Annotated in this window: 14 protein-coding genes; 7 read left to right on the top strand and 7 right to left on the bottom strand. The window is 69.5% G+C overall.

Annotated elements, in window-relative coordinates:
- Window positions 1–95: 95 nt before the first annotated feature.
- The 3 genes from DFS13_RS13935 to hemC are packed head-to-tail and all read right to left on the bottom strand — an operon-like array spanning window position 96 to window position 4260.
- Window positions 96–1283: a heme biosynthesis protein HemY gene (locus DFS13_RS13935; protein ID WP_058901701.1), complete on the bottom strand. Its 1188-nt coding sequence runs from the start codon at window positions 1281–1283 to the stop codon at window positions 96–98.
- A 2-nt stretch (window positions 1284–1285) separates the two neighbouring features.
- Entirely contained in the window at window positions 1286–3256 is a 1971-nt protein-coding gene (hemDX, locus tag DFS13_RS13930; protein ID WP_034201471.1) for a fused uroporphyrinogen-III synthase HemD/membrane protein HemX, read from the bottom strand.
- On the bottom strand, window positions 3256–4260 hold the full coding sequence (gene hemC / locus DFS13_RS13925) for a hydroxymethylbilane synthase (RefSeq protein WP_012492813.1): 1005 nt from the start codon (window positions 4258–4260) through the stop codon (window positions 3256–3258). Before hemC ends, hemDX begins: the two co-directional genes overlap by 1 nt.
- A 208-nt stretch (window positions 4261–4468) precedes the next feature.
- Here hemC and ppc point away from each other — a divergent pair, with 208 nt between their 5' ends.
- On the top strand, window positions 4469–7483 hold the full coding sequence (ppc, locus tag DFS13_RS13920; RefSeq protein WP_111441821.1) for a phosphoenolpyruvate carboxylase: 3015 nt from the start codon (window positions 4469–4471) through the stop codon (window positions 7481–7483).
- Window positions 7484–7606: 123 nt separating this feature from the next.
- Here ppc and DFS13_RS13915 read toward each other — a convergent pair whose 3' ends face one another.
- Complete coding sequence (locus DFS13_RS13915) at window positions 7607–8359, bottom strand: class I SAM-dependent methyltransferase (protein ID WP_006497169.1); 753 nt, start codon at window positions 8357–8359, stop codon at window positions 7607–7609.
- A gap of 218 nt (window positions 8360–8577) precedes the next feature.
- Between DFS13_RS13915 and DFS13_RS13910 the strand changes: the two genes are divergently transcribed.
- The gene (locus DFS13_RS13910; protein WP_006492931.1) at window positions 8578–9387 is read left to right on the top strand and encodes a helix-turn-helix transcriptional regulator; all 810 of its coding nucleotides are present in this window, start codon (window positions 8578–8580) and stop codon (window positions 9385–9387) included.
- A gap of 7 nt (window positions 9388–9394) precedes the next feature.
- On the opposite strand, the gene DFS13_RS13905 is transcribed toward DFS13_RS13910, so the two are convergent.
- Window positions 9395–10390: a spore coat protein U domain-containing protein gene (locus DFS13_RS13905; RefSeq protein WP_012492815.1), complete on the bottom strand. Its 996-nt coding sequence runs from the start codon at window positions 10388–10390 to the stop codon at window positions 9395–9397.
- 296 nt (window positions 10391–10686) lie between these two features.
- Between DFS13_RS13905 and DFS13_RS13900 the strand changes: the two genes are divergently transcribed.
- The 5 genes from DFS13_RS13900 (at window position 10687) to DFS13_RS13880 (ending at window position 16626) form a co-directional block, all read left to right on the top strand.
- Window positions 10687–11223: a spore coat U domain-containing protein gene (locus DFS13_RS13900; protein ID WP_006484009.1), complete on the top strand. Its 537-nt coding sequence runs from the start codon at window positions 10687–10689 to the stop codon at window positions 11221–11223.
- A 6-nt stretch (window positions 11224–11229) separates the two neighbouring features.
- Window positions 11230–11940 carry a molecular chaperone gene (locus DFS13_RS13895; protein WP_006484014.1) on the top strand — a complete coding sequence of 237 codons (711 nt, stop codon included), beginning with the start codon at window positions 11230–11232 and terminating at the stop codon, window positions 11938–11940.
- A 70-nt stretch (window positions 11941–12010) separates the two neighbouring features.
- Complete coding sequence (locus tag DFS13_RS13890; RefSeq protein ID WP_006497172.1) at window positions 12011–14347, top strand: fimbria/pilus outer membrane usher protein; 2337 nt, start codon at window positions 12011–12013, stop codon at window positions 14345–14347.
- Window positions 14348–14436: 89 nt separating this feature from the next.
- The gene (argH, locus tag DFS13_RS13885) at window positions 14437–15846 is read left to right on the top strand and encodes an argininosuccinate lyase (RefSeq protein ID WP_006484010.1); all 1410 of its coding nucleotides are present in this window, start codon (window positions 14437–14439) and stop codon (window positions 15844–15846) included.
- A gap of 96 nt (window positions 15847–15942) precedes the next feature.
- Window positions 15943–16626 carry an HAD family phosphatase gene (locus tag DFS13_RS13880; protein ID WP_006497173.1) on the top strand — a complete coding sequence of 228 codons (684 nt, stop codon included), beginning with the start codon at window positions 15943–15945 and terminating at the stop codon, window positions 16624–16626.
- A gap of 78 nt (window positions 16627–16704) precedes the next feature.
- On the opposite strand, the gene DFS13_RS13875 is transcribed toward DFS13_RS13880, so the two are convergent.
- Both DFS13_RS13875 and DFS13_RS13870 read right to left on the bottom strand, forming a co-directional pair.
- Window positions 16705–17526 carry a lysozyme inhibitor LprI family protein gene (locus DFS13_RS13875; RefSeq protein ID WP_111441820.1) on the bottom strand — a complete coding sequence of 274 codons (822 nt, stop codon included), beginning with the start codon at window positions 17524–17526 and terminating at the stop codon, window positions 16705–16707.
- Window positions 17526–19805: an arginine/lysine/ornithine decarboxylase gene (locus DFS13_RS13870; RefSeq protein ID WP_006497175.1), complete on the bottom strand. Its 2280-nt coding sequence runs from the start codon at window positions 19803–19805 to the stop codon at window positions 17526–17528. The genes DFS13_RS13875 and DFS13_RS13870 overlap by 1 nt, the downstream gene beginning before the upstream one ends.
- Window positions 19806–19808 lie beyond the last annotated feature (3 nt).

Genomic DNA, 19808 nt, shown 5'->3' with positions numbered 1-19808 from the left:
CGCCGCGGGCCGCCCGCGCCTCGCTACGGGCAAAAAAAAGCCCCGAAGGCCGATCGGCGTTCGGGGCTTTTTACGCTGCGCGGCGCAGCGCCGCGTCACACCACGGTGATCGCGAGCGCGCTTTCGCGGTAGTGCTTCGCGGCCTTGTCGGTTTCGCCGAGATGCTCGAACAGACGGGCGAGCGCACGATGCGCCCGCACCTTCAGCGCCTCGTTGTCGGCCAGCTTCAGCGCCGATTCGAGGAACGACTGCGCCTTGCCCCACAGCTGCTGCTGCTGGCAGAGGCGGCCGAGCGCGAACAGCAGGTCGGCATCTTCCGGATGATCCTTCTTCCAGCCTTCGGCCTTCTGGATCAGCGGCAGCGCATCGGCGCCGGCCGTGTCCGGGTAACGGCGCAGCAGGCGTGCATCCCAGTTGTGCGCGAGCGCGTCCTCGACGATGCGGCGCGCTTCGTTGCGGCGCTCGAGCGGCACGAGCAGTTCGGCCGCGAGATCGGCCAGACGCGGCGACTGGCGCTCGACCGGCGACAGCGACTGCCACACTTCGAGCAGCGCGTCCGGATCGTGCCGGCGTTCGCGCAGCAGGTTTTCCGCCGCCTGCTGGCGCAGCCGCACCGCCGCGGCCGGATGCAGCGCCTCGCGCTTTTCGAGCGCCTTCGCGAGCTTCAGCACCTCGGCCCAGTTCTTCAGTTGCTGCTGCGCCCGCAGCGCGACCTGCTGCGCATGAATGCGCTTGCCGCCGGCCTGCATGTCGGCCAGCGCGGCGAGCGCGCCGTCGGCGTCGCGGGCGTCCGCGCGCATGTCGGCGGCGGCGAGCAGCCGCGCATCCTGCCATTCGGGCGCGTCGATCTTCGACAGCCAGTCGTCGCGGCGCGTGTACTCGTGCATCCGGTGCGCGGCGGTGGCCGCGACGAGACTCGCGGCGCCCAGGTTCGCGTCGACGGTCAGCGCTTCACGCGCGGCCTTCTCCGCACGCGAGAAGCGGCCCGCGTACAGGTTCGCGATCGCATCGCGCAGCGATGCCTGCGCCTTCTCGTTGCGCGCACGCGCCCGATACGCGGCGACCCGCTGCGGCATGCGCCAGATATTGCGCACGATGCGCAGCAGTGCGTACACGACGATGAACAGCACGACGATGGCGATCACGAACAGGTTCAGCGACACGTCGATCCGGTACGGCGGATAGACGAGCAGCACCTGCCCCGCGTCGAAACGGCCGACGGTGGCGAGCGCCGCGGCGATCGCGAACAGGACCGCGAGCCAGACGATTCCTCGAAGCGTCATCGTTACCCCCGGCTCTTGAACTGCTGAACGGCGTTCAGGCTCGTGTTCAGGTTCGGCACCGCGACCGTCAGCGACGCGCCGTCAACCTGCTTGAGCAGATCCTCGACGGTCTGCGTGTCCTTCGATGCCTGATCGAAATACTTGCCGAGCGATGCCTGTGCGGCGTGCAGGTCGGCCTTCATCGCGCTGTCGTTGCGCGCCAGCAGCGACAGCCGTGCGGTGAGCAGGCGCAGCTTCACGTTCTCGCGCACGAAGTAGCCCTGGTCGGGCGACGCGAGCATCGCGTCCGCGTTGTCGATCCGGCGCACCTGCACGAGCCCCTTCAGTTGCTGGCCGAGGCCGGCCGAGAAGTCGTGCCACCACACCTTCCAGCGCGGCTCGCCGGCGGCGACCGGCGACGCGGCGTCGGCCGGCGCGGCCTTCGGCGCCGCGTGCGGCACGATCGCCTCGCCGGACAGCGGCAGCGCGTCGATCTTCGCGATCGCGTCGTCGAGCTTGATCGCGAGGCCGGTGAGATCGGCTGCCGGCGCGGCCTTCAGCTTCTCGATGTCCTGCGCGAGCGCCTTGCGCACCGTGACGGCCTGCGCGCTCTGCGACGTCGCGAGACGCGCGTCGGCGTTCTGCAGCGCGATCAGCGCGAGCTGCGTGTTGCCGGTCAGCTGAAGCTGCTGGCTCGCGCTCGACAGCATCTGATCGACTTCCTCGAGCATCCACGCATCGCGGTTGCGCGACAGGTCCTGGTATTGCTGCTGCAGCGCCTGCTGCGCGCTCTGCGCATCGGCCAGCTTGCCGTCGAGCTGCGCGAGCTGCGTGTCGACCTGGTGCGTGCTGGCGAGCGCCTGCTCGGTCTTCATCCGCGTTTCGGCCGTCTGCGCGTCGAGCGCCTTCTGGCGCGCGACGAACGTACCGTCGAGCCGGTCGATCTTGCGGTTCAGCGCGTAGCCGCCGACCCCTGCCGCGCAGCCGAGCACGACGACGACGAACCACAGCACCGCGCTGCCGCCGCGGCGCGCGGGCGGCTCGGGCGCGAGATAAGGGGGGCTGGTCGGCGGTGCGGATGCAGCGGCCGGCTGGGAAGCGACGCTTTTGGAATCGTTGGTATCTGTCATGCGTTTAGTCACCGGTGCGGCTGTCGCCGGTTGGACGGCCTCGTCGGCCATCGTTCGAAACGCGCGGACGATGCGCTCATCGCCCGCGCCGGTCAGCGTAATCCTATCAAAACCCAATGCGCGCGCGGACTGCTCGATCCGCGGGTGCGGCGTCACGAGCGGCGCATGCTTCAATGCGTCGATCTCGGCATCGTTCAGGTGGGCCCGCGCGAGCTCGTGCAGGTTGCGCACGCCTTCCGAGCTCGTGACGAGCCACGCGTGCGGCTGGCCGTCGAGCAGCGCGTGCACGCGCTCCCACGCGCCGACACGCGGCTCCGGCACGACGCGCCGGTACGCGGCGACGAGCGTGACGTCGGCCCCGGCCTCGCGCAGCCGCTCGGCGAGCCATTCGCGCCCGCCGTCGCCGCGCACGATCAGCACGCGCTTGCCCGCCAGCGCCGGCGCGCCGCCGAACGCGGCCTCGATGCTCGCGAACAGGCTTTCCGAATCGTAATGAGGCACGCCGCCGTCGGCCGGCGCCTGCGGCGCGATCACGCGATGCGCGGGCGCCGCGATGCCGTGACGCTCGAGCGCCGCGACGCTGCCGGGCCCGACCACGCCGACCGGCAGCGCATTCGGCCAGATCGCGCCGTACCGCGCGAGCGCGCGGTCGATCGCGTTCGGCGACACGAAGATCACCAGCGCGTAGTCGGCCAGCGCCGCGAACGCGGCGTCGAGCGGCGCCGGATCGTCGACCGGCGCGATGTCGATCAGCGGGAATTCGAGCACGTCGCAACCGGCATCGGCCAGTTGCGCCGCAAGCGCGTCGGACTGGCCGTCCGGACGCGTCAGGACAGCGGTGAACGCGCGCGCGCCGCCCGCCATCAGGCGTCGCCCTTGCCGGCGGCCTGCGAGCCCGCGAGCAGCGCCTGGACGATGTCGAGCGCGCCTTGCGCCTCGAGCTCGTCGGACACCGCGCGGCCGAGCGCGAGCGCATCGGCGACGGTCATGACCGCCCCGCATTCCTCGGCCGTCAGCACGCGCTTGCCGTCGGTGGTCGACACACGGCCCGTCAGGTACAGCTCGCCCGCGCGCCACACCGCATGCGCGGCAAGCGGCACCTCGCAGCTGCCGCCGAGCGCGCGCGACACCATCCGCTCGGCTTCGACCGCGAGCGCGGTCCGCGGGTCGTGCAGCGGCGCGAGCCACGCGGCGACGTCGTCGCGGTGCGCGGCGATCTCGATGCCGAGCGCGCCCTGGCCCGCTGCCGGCGGACTGGCTTCGACGTCGAGCAGCGCGCGGATCCGCGCTTCGAGGCCGAGGCGTTTCAGGCCAGCGGCCGCGAGGATGATCGCCGCGTAGTCGCCGCGGTCGAGCTTGGCGAGCCGCGTATCGAGGTTGCCGCGCAGCGGCAGCACCTCGAGATGCGGGTAACGCGAACGCAGCATCGCTTCGCGGCGCAGGCTCGACGTGCCGACGACCGCGCCGGCCGGCAGCGCGTCGAGCGACGCGTAGTCGTTCGACACGAACGCATCGCGCGGGTCTTCGCGCTCCATGATCGCGGCGAGCGCGAAGCCGTCGGGCAGCGCCATCGGCACGTCCTTCAGCGAATGCACGGCGAGATCGGCGCGACCGTCGGCCAGCGCGGCCTCGAGTTCCTTCACGAACAGGCCCTTGCCGCCGACCTTCGACAGCGTGCGATCGAGAATCTGATCGCCGCGCGTCGTCATCCCGAGGATTTTCACGTCACAAGCTGGATATAATTTGCGCAGCGCATCACGCACATGTTCGGCTTGCCACATCGCCAGGCGGCTCTCGCGCGAAGCAATCGTCAACGTCGCGGGCGGCTGTGCCTGTTGCGGCCCGGCCGCGGGGGTCTCGGAATTCATTGCTGGAACATCGAAGGACGGGATTGAAGATCGAACAATGGTAGCACGCACGCCCCAGCCCGCCCGGGCCCGGAGCCTGCGCCCGGCCTGCCTCCGTGCGGGTCGCGGCGCCGTTGTGCGGATGTGCCGCACGTAGCTGGTTGCTTGACCGCAGTTCCCGCAGTTTCCGCAGTTCCTTTTGACTCGAGCTTTCCCAAGGAAACCCATCGTGAAGTCTTCCGGATCGGCGCGTACGGTGCGCCGCAATGCTGCCTTGCCCTCCCCCGACGCCCCGACGGGCACCCTCGCCACCGCCGCGAACGGCCGTGCGAAAACGGCAACGAAACCGAAAGACCCGATACGTCAGACAAAACCCGCGACGAAAGCCGCCGGCGCCCCCGCCCGCAAGGCCGTCGCACCGAAGGCCGGCACCCGCACGCGCGACGACAAGGACGGCCCGCTGTTCGAGGACATCCGCTTCCTCGGCCGCCTGCTCGGCGACGTCGTGCGCGAACAGGAAGGCGATACGGTGTTCGACGTGGTCGAGACGATCCGCCAGACCGCGGTCAAGTTCCGCCGCGAGGACGACAGCGAAGCCGCGCAGACGCTCGAGAAGAAGCTGCGCAAGCTGACGCCGGAGCAGACGGTGAGCGTCGTGCGCGCGTTCAGCTATTTCTCGCATCTCGCGAACATCGCGGAAGACCGCCACCACAACCGCCGCCGCCGCATCCACGCGCTGGCCGGGTCCGCGCCGCAGCCCGGCACGGTCGCGTACGCGCTCGACCAGCTGAAAACCACCGGCAACGCGTCGAAGCGCCTGCTGCAGCGCTTCTTCGACGATGCGCTGATCGTGCCGGTGCTGACCGCGCACCCGACCGAAGTGCAGCGCAAGAGCATCCTCGATGCGCAGCACGACATCGCGCGCCTGCTCGCGGAGCGCGACCAGGAGCTGACCGCGCGCGAACGCCAGTACAACGAAGCGATGCTGCGCGCGCGCGTGACCGCGCTGTGGCAGACGCGGATGCTGCGCGACTCGCGCCTGACGGTCGGCGACGAGATCGAGAACGCGCTGTCGTACTACCGCGCGACGTTCCTCGACGAACTGCCCGCGCTGTACGGCGACATCGAGGCCGCGCTCGCCGAGCACGGCCTGTCGGCCCGCGTGCCCGCGTTCTTCCAGATGGGCAGCTGGATCGGCGGCGATCGCGACGGCAACCCGAACGTGACCGCCGCGACGCTCGACGAGGCGATCAATCGCCAGGCCGCGGTGATCCTCGAACATTATCTGGAACAGGTGCACAAGCTGGGCGCCGAGCTGTCGGTGTCGAACCTGCTGGTCGGCGCGAACGACGCGGTGAAGGCGCTCGCGGCCGCATCGCCCGACCAGTCGCCGCACCGCGTCGACGAACCGTATCGCCGCGCGCTGATCGGCATCTACACGCGGCTCGCCGCGAGCGCGCGCGTACGTCTCGGCGAAGGCACGGTGCCGGTGCGCAGCGCGGGCCGCGGCGCGCCGCCCGTGCGTGCGATTCCATACGAGGATTCCGAAGCGTTCGTCGCCGATCTCAAGGTGCTGACCGCGTCGCTCGACGAGCACCACGGCGCGTCGCTCGCCGCGCCGCGCCTCGCGCCGCTCGTGCGCGCGGCCGAAGTGTTCGGCTTCCATCTCGCGAGCATCGACCTGCGCCAGAGTTCCGACATCCACGAGGCGGTGGTCGCCGAACTGTTCGCGCGCGCCGGCGTCGAGGCCGACTATGCGGCGCTCGCCGAGGAAGACAAGCTGCGCGTGCTGCTCGCCGCGCTCGCCGATCCGCGCCCGCTGCGCTCGCCGTACCTCGAATACTCGGCGCTCGCGCAGAGCGAGCTGGGCGTGTTCGAGAAGGCGCGCGAGGTCCGCACGCAGTTCGGTGCGCGCGCGGTGCGCAACTACATCATTTCGCATACGGAAACCGTCAGCGACCTCGTCGAGGTGCTGCTGCTGCAGAAGGAGACGGGCCTGCTCGAAGGCACGCTCGGCGTGCCGGGCCGCGACGCGAAGAACAGCCTGATGGTGATCCCGCTGTTCGAGACGATCCCCGACCTGCGCGACGCGTCGCGCATCATGCGCGACTACTTCGCGCTGCCGGGCATCGACGCGTTGATCGCGCATCAGGGCGCCGAACAGGAAGTGATGCTCGGCTACTCGGACAGCAACAAGGACGGCGGCTTCCTCACGTCGAACTGGGAGCTGTATCGCGCGGAACTCGCGCTCGTCGACCTGTTCCGCGAGCGCAAGATCACGCTGCGGCTGTTCCATGGCCGCGGCGGCACGGTCGGCCGCGGGGGCGGCCCGACCTACCAGGCGATCCTGTCGCAGCCGCCGGGCACCGTGAACGGCCAGATCCGCCTGACCGAACAGGGCGAGGTGATCGCGAGCAAGTTCTCGAACCCGTCGATCGGCCGGCGCAACCTCGAGACGGTCGTCGCCGCGACGCTCGAGGCGTCGCTGCTGCCGCAGTCGAACGCACCGGCGCAGTTGCCCGCGTTCGAGGCCGCGATGCAGACGCTGTCCGACTCGGCGATGGCCGCGTACCGCGCGCTCGTTTATGAAACCCCGGGCTTCACCGACTACTTCTTCTCGTCGACGCCGATCACCGAGATCGCCGAGCTGAACATCGGCAGCCGGCCGGCATCGCGCAAGCTGCAGGACCCGAAGCAGCGCAAGATCGAGGATCTGCGCGCGATTCCGTGGGGCTTCTCGTGGGGCCAGTGCCGGCTGTTGCTGACCGGCTGGTACGGCTTCGGCAGCGCGGTGAGCGCGTATCTCGACGGCGCGCCGGACGCCGCCGAACGCATGAAGCGCGTCACGCTGCTGAAGAAGATGAACAAGACCTGGCCGTTCTTCTCGAACCTGCTGTCGAACATGGACATGGTGCTCGCGAAGACCGATCTCGCGGTCGCGTCGCGTTATGCGCAACTCGTGTCCGACCGCAAGCTGCGCAAGCACGTGTTCGAGCGGATCGTCGCGGAATGGGAACGCACGTCGCAGGCGCTCGCGGAAATCACCGGGCACGAAGGCCGCCTCGCGACCAACCCGCTGCTCGCGCGCTCGATCAAGAACCGCTTCCCGTATCTCGATCCGCTGAATCACCTGCAGGTCGAGCTGATCAAGCGTCACCGCGCGGGCGACACGAACGCGCGGCTGCGCCGCGGGATTCACCTGACGATCAACGGGATCGCGGCCGGCCTGCGCAACACCGGCTGATCCGCGGGCGGCGCGGGCACGCTCCGCGCCGGCCGGGATAACGAAAGCCGCGATACGCGTCGATGCGTATCGCGGCTTTTTTCATGCGACGACAAACGGCGCAGCGTGCGCCGTGCCGCACGCTCAGTGCGCGTCGATCAGCAATGCGTCGTGCTCGAACGAGCCGTCGGCCTGCACCGCGTAGTAGCCGCGCACCTCGTCCGGTGCATGCGCCCACAACGCGCGAATGCCGGCGACGCTGTCGGCCGGCGTGCGAATGCGCGCGACCCACGTGTCGAAATCGATCGGCAGCCGCCAGCGGCTGTGCACCTGCGCGTCGAAACCGGCTGCGCGGAACATCGCGAGCCATTCGTCCGCGCGGTAGTCGCGCACGTGCGACGCGTCGCGCAGCACTTCCGCGGCCTGCAGGTACGTATCGAGGAGCGGATGATCGTTGCCCGCGATGTCGATCATCAGCACGCGGCCGCCCGGCTTCAGCACGCGACGCACCTCGGCCAGCGCCGCATGCATGTCGTGCCAGTGGTGCGCGCTCATCCGGCTCACGACCCAGTCGAACGTCGCGGTGTCGAACGGCAGCCGCTCGGCCGGCCCCTGCTGCGTGCGGACGTTCGCGAGCCCGCGCTCGCGCGCGGCCGCGTCGACGGTCGCGAGCATCGGCGCGGCGAGATCGTACGCGACCACGTCGCGCACGTGCGGCGCGACCGCGAAGCTCGCGTGACCGGCGCCGCAGCCCAGATCGAGCACCGCGGCGTCGGGCGTCGCGCTCACCGCGTCGGCGAGCGTCTGCAGGTCGGCGCCCGTCGCATGAACCGTGCTCGTCAGATAGGCGGCGGCCGTCGTGCCGAAGGCGTCGGCGACCTGGTCGTGGTGTTTCATCGTTCGCTCCTTTCCTTGATGCAGTCGGCCGGCCCCGGCGCTTCAACGCCCGATCCGGCCCCGTGCATCGCATTGTGGGGGACGCCCGCTGCCCTGCCAGCGCGCGAGCCGCTACAATAGGCCTGCGTGTGTACCAGTACAAGTTAAGCAGTTATTCTGGTATTTGATCCACCTGTCTGATCGTTGCCGCGTTTTCGCCTTCACTTCGCCGTTTCCGCATGAACCAGCCGTCCTCCGCCTCCGTCCCGCCACTCGACGCCACGCCCGCCCGCGCGCTCGGCGAATTCATCCGCGCCCACCGCGAGCGGCTGTCGCCGCAGGCCGTCGGCCTGCCTCCCGGCCCGCGCCGCCGCACGCCGGGGCTGCGGCGCGAGGAAGTCGCGCAACTGTGCGGCGTCAGCCCGACCTGGTACACGTGGATCGAACAGGGCCGGCCCGTGTCGGCGTCGGCCGACGCGCTCGCGCGGATCGCCGTCGCGCTGCAACTGTCGAAGGCCGAGCGCGCATACCTGTTCGAGCTGGCCGCGCAGCGCGACCCGGCCGAGCCCGACGTCGCGGGCGGCGACCTCCCGCCGACGCTCGCCGCGACCGTCGCGGCGATCGCGACGCCCGCCTACGTGCTCGACCGCCAATGGAACGCACTCGCATGGAATGCGCCGGCCGCCGCGCTCTTTTCCGGCTGGCTCGATGGCGAGCACGACCGCAACCTGCTGCGCTTCACGTTCATGGCGCCGGCCGCCCGCACGCTGATCGTCGACTGGGAAACCCGCGCGCGGCGGCTCGCGGCCGAATTTCGCGCCGATGCGATCCGCCACCTGACCGACGCGCCGACGCGCGCGCTGATCGACGCGCTGACGGCCGGCAGCGACGCGTTCGCGCAGTACTGGGCGTCGCAGGACGTGTTCGAGCGCGAAGGCGGGCTGCGTGAATTCGACCATCCGGCCGACGGCCGTCTCGTGTACCAGCAGATCACGCTGAAGCCCGCGCACCGCGAGGACCTGAAGCTGGTCGTGCTGGTGCGCGACTGAGCGCGGCTCAGAAGCTGATCGTCGCGGTAATCGTGTCGCTGTAGTTGCCGGGCGCCGGCGTCGCTTGCGCGGGCACGCGGCCGTACACGGTGATTGCCTGCGCGAACCCGCTGCCGGTGCCGGTCGCCATCGACGTGCCGGCAGTGCCGTCGCCCCATGGCTGCGTGAAGCCGCTGTCCTGATAGAGCTGATAGCTGACCGACCCGCCGCCCGCGCGCTGCATCGTGCGAGCGGCGACGTTGCCGCTGCCGCCGCCGTTCAACGCGATCCGGAATGCGTCGCCGTTCGTGCAGCGCGCGCTGATCGAGCCGCTCGCGGTCAGCGCCGACGCCAGCACGCCTGCCGCCGGAAACGCCACGCCGGTCGCGCTGATGATGCAGTTGTTGATGACGGTGGCGGTCGTGGTAACCGTCATCGTGCCGGCCGTCGACTGCGACGCACACGGCGTCGGCAGCACGCCGAGCAGCGAAAAACTGTAGCTGTACGCGGCCTGGTTGCCGCTGAAACTCTGCGTGTAGACGGTGCTGCCGTTGTTCACTGTCGGCACGGTCGGCTGGTTCGGCGCGATGCGACCATAGATGGTCACGTTCGCACTCGCGGACGTGCCGAGCACCGGTTTCGTCAGCGTCACCGATATCGGCGTCGTGCCGCTGCTCACGGCGCCCCAGGCTTGCGAGTAGCCCGCGTCCTGATACAGGTCGTACTGCATCTGGTTCGTCCCGTTGCTCAGGTAGCGCGGACTGGTGCCGCCGAGGTTCACGCACACGAGCACGCCGGTGTTCAGGCTCAGCGTGTCCCACGTGCAGTTCACGGTCATCGTCGCGGTCGTCGTATAGGCCTGTTGCGTGATCGGACTGACCGAGCCGAAGCTCGGCACCGGCGGCGTCACCGTGCACGTATCCGCACGCGCCGACATCCACGGCATGCCGAGTACCGCTGCCAGCAGCAGGTACGCGAGCGCGCGCATCCAGCGGCGCGCCAGGTCGAAGCGGTCATCCGCCATGCGCCTCCCCGAAAAAAACCGTCCGCCCGATCGGGTTCGCGGATCGGGCCGCGCCATCATCGTATCGGTCTGCGCATCGATCGTTCGCACTGTTACTTGATCCATGTCAAATAGGCCGATGGAATCCGTCCGCTCCCCGGACAATGCACGCCAGGTCGGCGTTTTCTCCATTGCGCGCGACCGAACCCGTGGAGTAGTCTTCCACCAACGACAGAGCGGTAACGGCGACCGGCGACAGACCACGCGGCAGGCACTCCGCGGCCGGGCGACCCCTTGAACGGCAGGAGACAATCATAATGACAGATTCCCGACGTCGTGTTTTTTCAGCCATGCTCGCAGCCACGTTCGCATTCGCGCCGGTGCTGCAGCCCGTCACCGTTGCCGCAGTCTATTCGAACGGCACGGCCACCGCGCAATTCAACGTCACGCTCACGATCCAGGCGAACTGCACGATCGCCGCGAACCCGCTTGCATTCGGCACGACCGGCGTACTCGCATCGACGGTCAACCGGCAGACGACGGTCTCCGTCACCTGCACGAACTCGACACCCTACAACGTCGGGCTCGACGCCGGAGCGGTAACCGGCTCGACCGTCGCCAGCCGGCTGATGGGAGGTACCACGGCCGGCAATACCGGCACGACGGTCGGCTACCAGCTCTACCAGGACTCGGGCCACTCGACGATCTGGGGCAACACGCAAGGCACCGACACGGTCGGCGGCACCGGCACCGGTTCCGCGCAGGTGCTGAACGTGTACGGCCAGGTGCCCGCGCAGGCGACGCCGAAGCCCGACACCTACGAGGCCTCGGTCACCGCCACCGTCTATTTCTGACGGGCCGTGCGATTGTTCCCGCGCGCCTTTGCCGCGCTGTGCGTCGGGTGGGCGGCGGCCGTCTCGCATGCCGCCACGCTGCAGATCACGCCCGTGACGATCGAACTGCCGCCATCGGCGGCCGCCGCGAGCATGACGCTCAGCAACCCGGGCGGCCGGCCGATCTACGGCCAGGTCCGCACCTATCGCTGGACGCAGGAAAACGGTACCGACGTGATGACGCCGACCGACGCGCTCGCCGCGTCGCCGCCGCTGCTGCAGATCGACGCGAACGCCGAGCAGTTGATCCGGCTCGTGCGCACGAGCCGCGGCTCGCCGGCCGCCGAGGAGAGCTATCGCGTGCTGATCGACGAACTGCCCGCGCCGGGCACGCCGGTCGACAACGGCGTGACGATCCGGCTGCGCTATTCCGTGCCCGTATTCATCGAGCCCGATGCCGCGCAAGCGTCCCCGCGCCTCGACTGGCGCGTCGAACCCGACGGGACCGGCATGCAGCTCACGGTCGACAATCGCGGCGGACGGCGGGCGCAGATTTCCGCGGTCCGGTTGGTCGATGCGCGAGGCGGCGTCCACGAGATCACGCGCGGGCTGCTCGGCTATGCGCTCGCGAGCAGTACGCGACGCTGGCCGCTCAAGCTCGACGCCGGCACGCGCTTCGTCAAGATCCAGGCGACCGTCAACGCGCAGCCGGTCGAAGCCCGGTTGACGCCGCCCTGAGCCCCCCGAGCAGGATCGCACGACGTTGCCCGTGCCGCCGCCGAGCAAGACCCTCCGGACCGACTGCCCCGTGCGACACGCCGGGCCGGCCCGGCCCACCGCCGCGCCGCTCGCGCTGGCGTTGATACTGGCGCTGCGCGCACTCGCCGCATGCGCGCAGCCGGTACCGCCCACCGCCGTGTCCGACGCCGCGGCGCAAGCCGACGGGTTGTATCTCGACGTGTCGCTCAATGGCGAACCGACGCACCGGATCGCCCGGTTCCGGCAGATCGACGGGCGACTGTACGCGGCCTCCGCCGACCTGAACGATCTGGGCATCGCGACCGGCGGCCCCGCGAACGCACCGTCGAACACGCTCGTCGCACTCGATACGCTCGCGGGGCTGCGCTACGCTTACGACGCCGGCCGGCAAACGCTCGACCTGCGCGTGCCCGACGCACTGCGCATTCCGCACACGTTCGATACGCGCGCGCTCGCCGCCGCGCCGCCGGCCACGTCCGGCCGCGGCTTCGTGCTGAACTACGATGCCTACGCGCAAACCATCGCGCGCGCACCGCTCGCGGTCTGGAGCGAGGCGCGCTATTTCGATCCGGCCGGCGTACTCAGCAGCACCGGCATCGCGTACCTGTACGACGACCGTCGGCGCTACGTGCGCTACGACACGTCATGGACCCGTTCGAATCCCCGCACGCTCACGACGACCCAGATCGGCGACACGATTTCGTCGTCGCTGTCCTGGACGCGCTCGCTGCGCCTGGGCGGCGTGCAGTGGCGCAGCAATTTCGGCCTGCGCCCCGACCTCGTCACGTTTCCGGTGCCCGCACTGTCCGGCAGCGCGGTCGTGCCGACGTCGGTCGACCTGTACGTGAACAACGTGCGCCAGTTCAGCGGCGACGTGCCGAGCGGGCCGTTCGTGATCAACAGCGTGCCGGGCATCACCGGCGCGGGCAACGCGACGGTCGTCACGCGCGACGCGCTCGGCCGCTCGATCGCGACGTCGATTCCGCTGTACGTCGATACGCGCCTGCTGGCCCCCGGCCTCGTCAGCCATTCGCTCGAAGCCGGTTTCCTGCGCCGCGCGTACGGCACCGATTCGTTCGACTACGCGCGCACGCCGGCGGCGAGCGGCTCGCTGCGCTACGGAATCAGCGAGCGGCTGACCGTCGAAGCGCACGGGGAAGCGACGGCCGGCGTCTACAACGCCGGCGCCGGCGTGCTCGTGCGCCTCGGCGAACGCGGCGTGGCGAACGCGTCGCTGGCGCTCAGCGCGCCGGGCAGGACCGGCGTGCAGGCGGGCGTCGGCTACCAGTACGTGACGTCGCGCTTCTCGATCGACGCACAGACGCTGCGCGCATTCGGCGACTACGTCGACCTGGGCAGCCGCGAAGGCGTGCCCGTCTCGCGCGCCACCGATCGCGTGACGGTATCGTTCCCGTTCCTGCGCGCGCAAACGCTGTCGTTCAGCTATCTGGCCCTCAAGTATCCGGGCATCGCCGCGTCGCGGATCGGCTCGATCGCTTATCTCGTCAATCTCGGCGGGCTGACCTCGATCGCGTTCAGCGGCTTCCAGGACTTCCGGCAACGCGACGCGCGCGGCTTCTTCGCGAGCCTGAGCATCGGGCTCGGCGGCAACACGTCCGTCTCCGCGAACGCCGGGCGGCAGAACGGCGAATCGACCTACACGCTCAATGCATCGCGGCCGCCCGACTACGGCGGCGGCTTCGGCTGGAACGTGCAGGCCGGCACCAACGCGGGCACGCGCTACGGGCAGGGCCAGTTGCAGTATCTCGGCCGCGCCGGCCAGGTCACGCTGCTCGCGCAATCGTTCGACGGGCGCAGCAACGCGGCGGTCGACGTCACGGGCGCGTTCGTGCTGATGGACGGCCGGGTGATGACGGCGCGCCGCGTCGACGACGGCTTCGCGCTCGTCTCGACCGACACGGGGCGCGTGCCCGTGCTGCACCAGAACCGGCTGATCGGCGCGACGGACCGGGCCGGCTACCTGCTGGTGCCCGACCTGAATGCGTACCAGAACAATCGCGTCGCGATCGACGGCAGCGCGCTGCCGGCCGACGCGCGGATCGCCGACACGACGCTCGACGTCGTGCCGCAGGCCCGCTCCGGCGTGCTCGCGCACTTCGCCATCACACGCTACAGCGCCGCGTCGATCGCACTGCGCGCGCCGGACGGCACGCCGCTTCCGCCGGGGCTCGAGGTCCGCCACGTCGAAAGCGGCCAGCGCACGATCGTCGGCTACGACGGCCTGACCTTCGTCGACGGCCTCGTCGCGAACAACCACCTGCAGATCTCCGGCGGCGGCCGCGACTGCACCGTCGAATTCGCGTACCGGCGGCCGGACGACGGCACGCTGCCGCGCATCGGCCCGCTGACCTGCGGCCCGCGGTAGCGCGCGCCGGCCGCCCGCGTCGCGAATGTTAGAATCGCAAGATTCCCTCGGCGGCGCCCAGCCGCCCAACTCCCCTTCGAAGAATCGCCATGACGTCCCAACTGCACAAAAAGGGCGAGGCCTGGTCGGCCCGCTTCTCGGAACCGATGTCGGAGCTGGTCAAGCGCTACACGTCGTCGGTGTTTTTCGACAAGCGCCTCGCGCTCGTCGACATCGCCGGCTCGCTCGCGCACGCGAACATGCTCGCCGCGCAGAAGATCATCAGCGCCGACGACCTGGCCGCGATCGAACGCGGGATGGCGCAGATCAAGGGCGAGATCGAGCGTGGCGAATTCGAATGGCAGCTCGACCTGGAAGACGTCCACCTGAACATCGAGGCGCGCCTGACCGCGCTGATCGGCGATGCCGGCAAGCGCCTGCACACGGGCCGTTCGCGCAACGACCAGGTCGCGACCGACATCCGCCTGTGGCTGCGCGGCGAAATCGACCGCATCGGCGGCCTGCTGAACGACCTGCGCGGCGCGCTGATCGATCTCGCGGAACAGAACGCCGACACGATCATGCCGGGCTTCACGCACCTGCAGGTCGCGCAGCCCGTCACGTTCGGCCACCACCTGCTCGCGTACGTCGAGATGTTCACGCGCGACGCGGAACGCATGCGCGACTGCCGCACCCGCGTGAACCGCCTGCCGCTCGGCGCGGCCGCGCTCGCGGGCACGAGCTACCCGATCGACCGTCACGCGGTCGCGAAGACGCTCGGCTTCGACGGCATCTGCGCGAACTCGCTCGACGCGGTGTCCGATCGCGACTTCGCGATCGAATTCACGGCCGCGTCCGCGCTCGTGATGACGCACGTGTCGCGCTTCTCCGAGGAACTCGTGCTGTGGATGAGCCCGCGCGTCGGCTTCATCGACATCGCCGACCGCTTCTGCACCGGCAGCTCGATCATGCCGCAGAAGAAGAACCCGGACGTGCCCGAGCTCGCGCGCGGCAAGACCGGCCGCGTGAACGGCCACCTGATGGCGCTCCTCACGCTGATGAAGGGCCAGCCGCTCGCGTACAACAAAGACAACCAGGAAGACAAGGAACCGCTGTTCGATACGGTCGACACCGTCGCCGACACGCTGCGGATCTTCGCCGAGATGGTCGCCGGCATCACCGTGAAGCCGGACGCGATGCGCGCGGCCGCGCTGCAGGGCTTCTCGACCGCCACCGACCTCGCCGACTACCTCGTGAAGCGCGGCCTGCCGTTCCGCGACGCGCACGAAGCGGTCGCGCACGCGGTGAAGATCTGCGACGACCGCGGCATCGACCTCGCCGACCTGACGCTCGACGAAATGAAGCAGGAACTGCCGAACGTCGCGCACCTGATCGGCGACGACGTGTTCGGCTACCTGACGCTCGAGGGTTCGGTCGCGAGCCGCAACCATCCGGGCGGCACCGCGCCCGACCAGGTGCGTGCGGCCGTCAAGGCGGCCCGCGCCGCGCTCGGCAAGTAACGGCCTGCGGTTCCGGACGGACGCCTTCGGCGTCCGTTTTTCATTCGGGCGGCCAGCGCGCCGCCCGTCGCCTTCCCCGCTTCACGGACGCCCCCGATGACCTTTTCCGCCGCGCTCTTCGACATGGACGGCCTGCTCGTCGATTCCGAGCGGACCATCATGAACACGTGGATCGACGTGTCGAATGCGCACGGCGTCGTGCTGACCGAGATCGATTACCTGCAGATCGTCGGCCGTTCGTTCGCCGAAGGCCAGGTGATCCTGGCACGGCTGATCGGCGACCCCGCTACGTTCGACGCGGTGCGCATCCGCGTGCGCGAACAGCTCGCGGCGCCCGAGCCGCATCCGAAGTTTCCGCTGAAACCCGGCGCATTCGCGCTGCTCGACGCGCTCGCGCAGGCCGGCATTCCGTGCGCGGTCGCGTCGTCGTCCGCGGGCGACGTGATCCGCGCGCGGCTCGGCGCGGTCGGCGTGCTGCCGTTCTTCCGCGCGATCGCGGGCGGCGACGAAGTCGCGCGCGGCAAGCCCGACCCGGCCGTCTACCGGCTCGCGGCCGAGCGCCTCGGCGTGCCGGCCCACGCGTGCGTCGCGTTCGAGGACAGCGACTTCGGCGCGCAGTCGGCCGCAGGCGCAGGCGCGGCGGTCGTCACCGTGCCCGATCTGAAGGCGCCGACGCCCGAGATCGTCGCGCTGAGCCTGCACGTGCTCGCGTCGCTCGACGACGCGATCGCGCTCGTGCCGTCGTGGTTCGGGTTGCAGGGCACGTCGCAGCCCGCGTAGGCAGCACACCGCGCCATGCAAAACGGGCACCCGAGGGTGCCCGTTCCGTCGTGTCGCCCACTCGAAAGCGGCGCGCCGTTACCGGTTGCCGGCCGTCTCCGACAGCCGCTTCATCGTCGCGATGCGCGCGCCGATCAGGTCGACGCGGCCATCCTCGCCGACGAGCGGCGCCGTCGCATCGCGGAACGCCACCCACGCGCGCTGCGCGCGCACGAGCGTCCCGGCCGAATGCGCGGGCATCTTGCGGCGCAGCTTCTGGTAATAGCGGTTCAGGTCGAACAGCGCATGCTCGCACGCGGCATCCTGCACGCACGGTCGCACGCGGCGCACCGCCGGCTCGCGCGGCGCGTTCGCCGGCTTCGTACCGGCCGGCGCGGCCGCCGCAGCCGCACCGCCCTGCGCACCGCTCGTCGCCGCAACCGGCACGGCGGCCGGCGGCGGCGCATAGCGATCGGCCGCCCCGCGCAACGCCAGCGCGCGATCGCGCACCGGCTGCAGCTGCAGGTCGGCGCTCGACATCGCATACGCGGTGCCGCGCGTCGTGTCGTACACGGCCTTCAGCAGCAGTACTTCGTCCTTGCGCCACGTGAGCCAGCGGCGCTGGCTGTCCTGCCAGCCGCGCTTCGCGTCGGCCGGCGCGTCCTTCAACAGGCGCTGGTACGCGCCGTCCATCACTGTCTGCCACTGCTGCTGCGCTTCGCCCATGCACTGGATCTGGCCGGCCGGCGACGACCGGTCGCGCCGCGCGAGACATTGCCGCATCGCGACGTCGATCGGGTCGGCCGCCGCGACTTCCGCATGGGCGACGCCCGCGCCCGCGAGCCCCGCCAATCCTGCCGTCCAGACGACGAGCGCGGTCAGCGCCGCGCGCATCGCCCGGAGTCGTCCGTGCGTCGCCATCAGTCGCGCACGCAGTCGACGAAGTACTCGACGCGGCCGTTCACCTCTTCCGCGACGAGGCCGTGGATGTCGGTGTGGAAGCCCGGGAAGCGCTCGTTGAAGTCGCGCGCGAACCGCAGGTAGTTCACGATCGTCTTGTTGAAGCGCTCGCCCGGAATCAGCAGCGGAATACCCGGCGGGTACGGCGTGAGCAGGATGCTCGTCACGCGGCCTTCGAGCTCGTCGAGCGGCACGCGGTCGATCTTGCGGTGCGCGAGCTTCGCGAACGCGTCCGACGGCTTCATCGCCGGCTCCATGTCCGACAGGTACATCTCCGTCGTCAGGCGGGCGATGTCGTTCGCGCGATACACGTCGTGGATCTGCGTGCACAGGTCGCGCAGGCCGACACGCTCGTAGCGCGGATGCTGCGCGACGAATTCCGGCAGCACGCGCCACAGCGGCTGGTTGTTGTCGTAGTCGTCCTTGAACTGCTGCAGCTCGGTCACCATCGAGTTCCAGCGGCCCTTCGTGATGCCGATCGTGAACATGATGAAGAACGAGTACAGGCCGGTCTTCTCGACGATGATCCCGTGCTCGGCCAGGTACTTCGTGACGATCGCGGCCGGAATGCCGGTCTCGCCGAACTCGCCGTCGACGTCGAGCCCCGGCGTGATGATCGTCGCCTTGATCGGGTCGAGCATGTTGAAGCCTTCCGCGAGCGGGCCGAAGCCGTGCCAGTGGTCGTTCGGCTTCAGCATCCAGTCCTCGCGCGAACCGATGCCTTCCTCGGACAGGTTGTCCGGGCCCCACACGCTGAAGAACCAGTCGTCGCCGTACTCGGCGTCGACCTTGCGCATCGCGCGACGGAAGTCGATCGCCTCGGCGATCGATTCCTCGACGAGCGCGGTGCCGCCCGGCGGCTCCATCATCGCGGCCGCGACGTCGCACGACGCGATGATCGCGTATTGCGGGCTCGTCGACGTGTGCATCAGGTACGCCTCGTTGAAGCGGTGCTTGTCGAACGTGCGGTTCTCCGAATCCTGCACGACGATCTGCGACGCCTGCGAGATGCCCGCGAGCAGCTTGTGCGTCGAGTGCGTCGCGAACACGAGCGCGCCCGTGCGCGGCCGGCCGTCGCCGATCGCGTGCATGTCGCGGTAGAAATCGTGGAACGTCGCGTGCGGCAGCCATGCTTCGTCGAAGTGCAGCGTGTCGAGCAGGTCGCCGAGCAGGTCCTTGATCATCTCGACGTTGTAGACCACGCCGTCGTACGTGCTTTGCGTGATCGTCAGGATGCGCGGCTTCATGTCCGGGTTCTCGCGCAGCGCCTCGCGCGCGAACGGGTTCGCCTCGATCTTCTTGCGGATGTTCTCCGGCTTGAATTCGTCGCGCGGGATCGGCCCGATGATGCCGAAATGGTTGCGCGTCGGCGTGAGGAACACGGGGATCGCGCCCGTCATCGTGATCGCGTGCAGGATCGACTTGTGGCAGTTGCGGTCGACCAGCACGATGTCGCCGGGCGCGACCGTCGCGTGCCAGACGATCTTGTTCGACGTCGACGTGCCGTTGGTCACGAAGAACAGGTGGTCGGCGCTGAAGATGCGCGCCGCGTTGCGTTCGGACGCCGCCACCGGGCCGGTGTGGTCGAGCAGCTGGCCGAGTTCGTCCACCGCGTTGCAGACGTCCGCGCGCAGCATGTTCTCGCCGAAGAACTGGTGGAACATCTGGCCGAGCGGGTTCTTCAGGAACGCGACGCCGCCCGAGTGGCCCGGGCAGTGCCACGAGTACGAGCCTTCGTCCGCGTACTTGACGAGCTCCTTGAAGAACGGCGGTGCGAGCGAATCGAGATAGACCTTCGCTTCACGGATGATGTGGCGCGCGACGAATTCCGGCGTGTCCTCGAACATGTGGATGAAGCCGTGCAGTTCGCGCAGGATGTCGTTCGGCAGATGGCGCGACGTGCGCGTCTCGCCGTACAGGAAGATCGGGATGTCCGCGTTGCGGCGGCGCACTTCGGTGACGAACGCGCGCAGCTCGATGATCGCGGTCGCGAGCTCGGGCAGCTCGCCGTCCGGGCCGGTTTCGCCGAGCATGAGTTCGTCGTCGTCGATCGACAGGATGAAGCACGACGCGCGGCTCGATTGCTGCGCGAACGACGTCAGATCGCCGTAGCTCGTGAGGCCGAGGACTTCGACGCCCTCCTTCTCGATCGCTTCGGCCAACGCCCGGATGCCGGAGCCCGAGATGTTCTCGGAGCGGAAATCTTCGTCGATGATGACGACGGGGAAACGAAACTTCATGGG

This window comes from Burkholderia sp. 28_3, from assembly GCF_003253915.1.
Taxonomy (GTDB): domain Bacteria; phylum Pseudomonadota; class Gammaproteobacteria; order Burkholderiales; family Burkholderiaceae; genus Burkholderia; species Burkholderia cenocepacia.
Note: the sequence above shows the minus strand (reverse complement) of the source record. Positions and strands in the feature narration are given on the sequence as shown.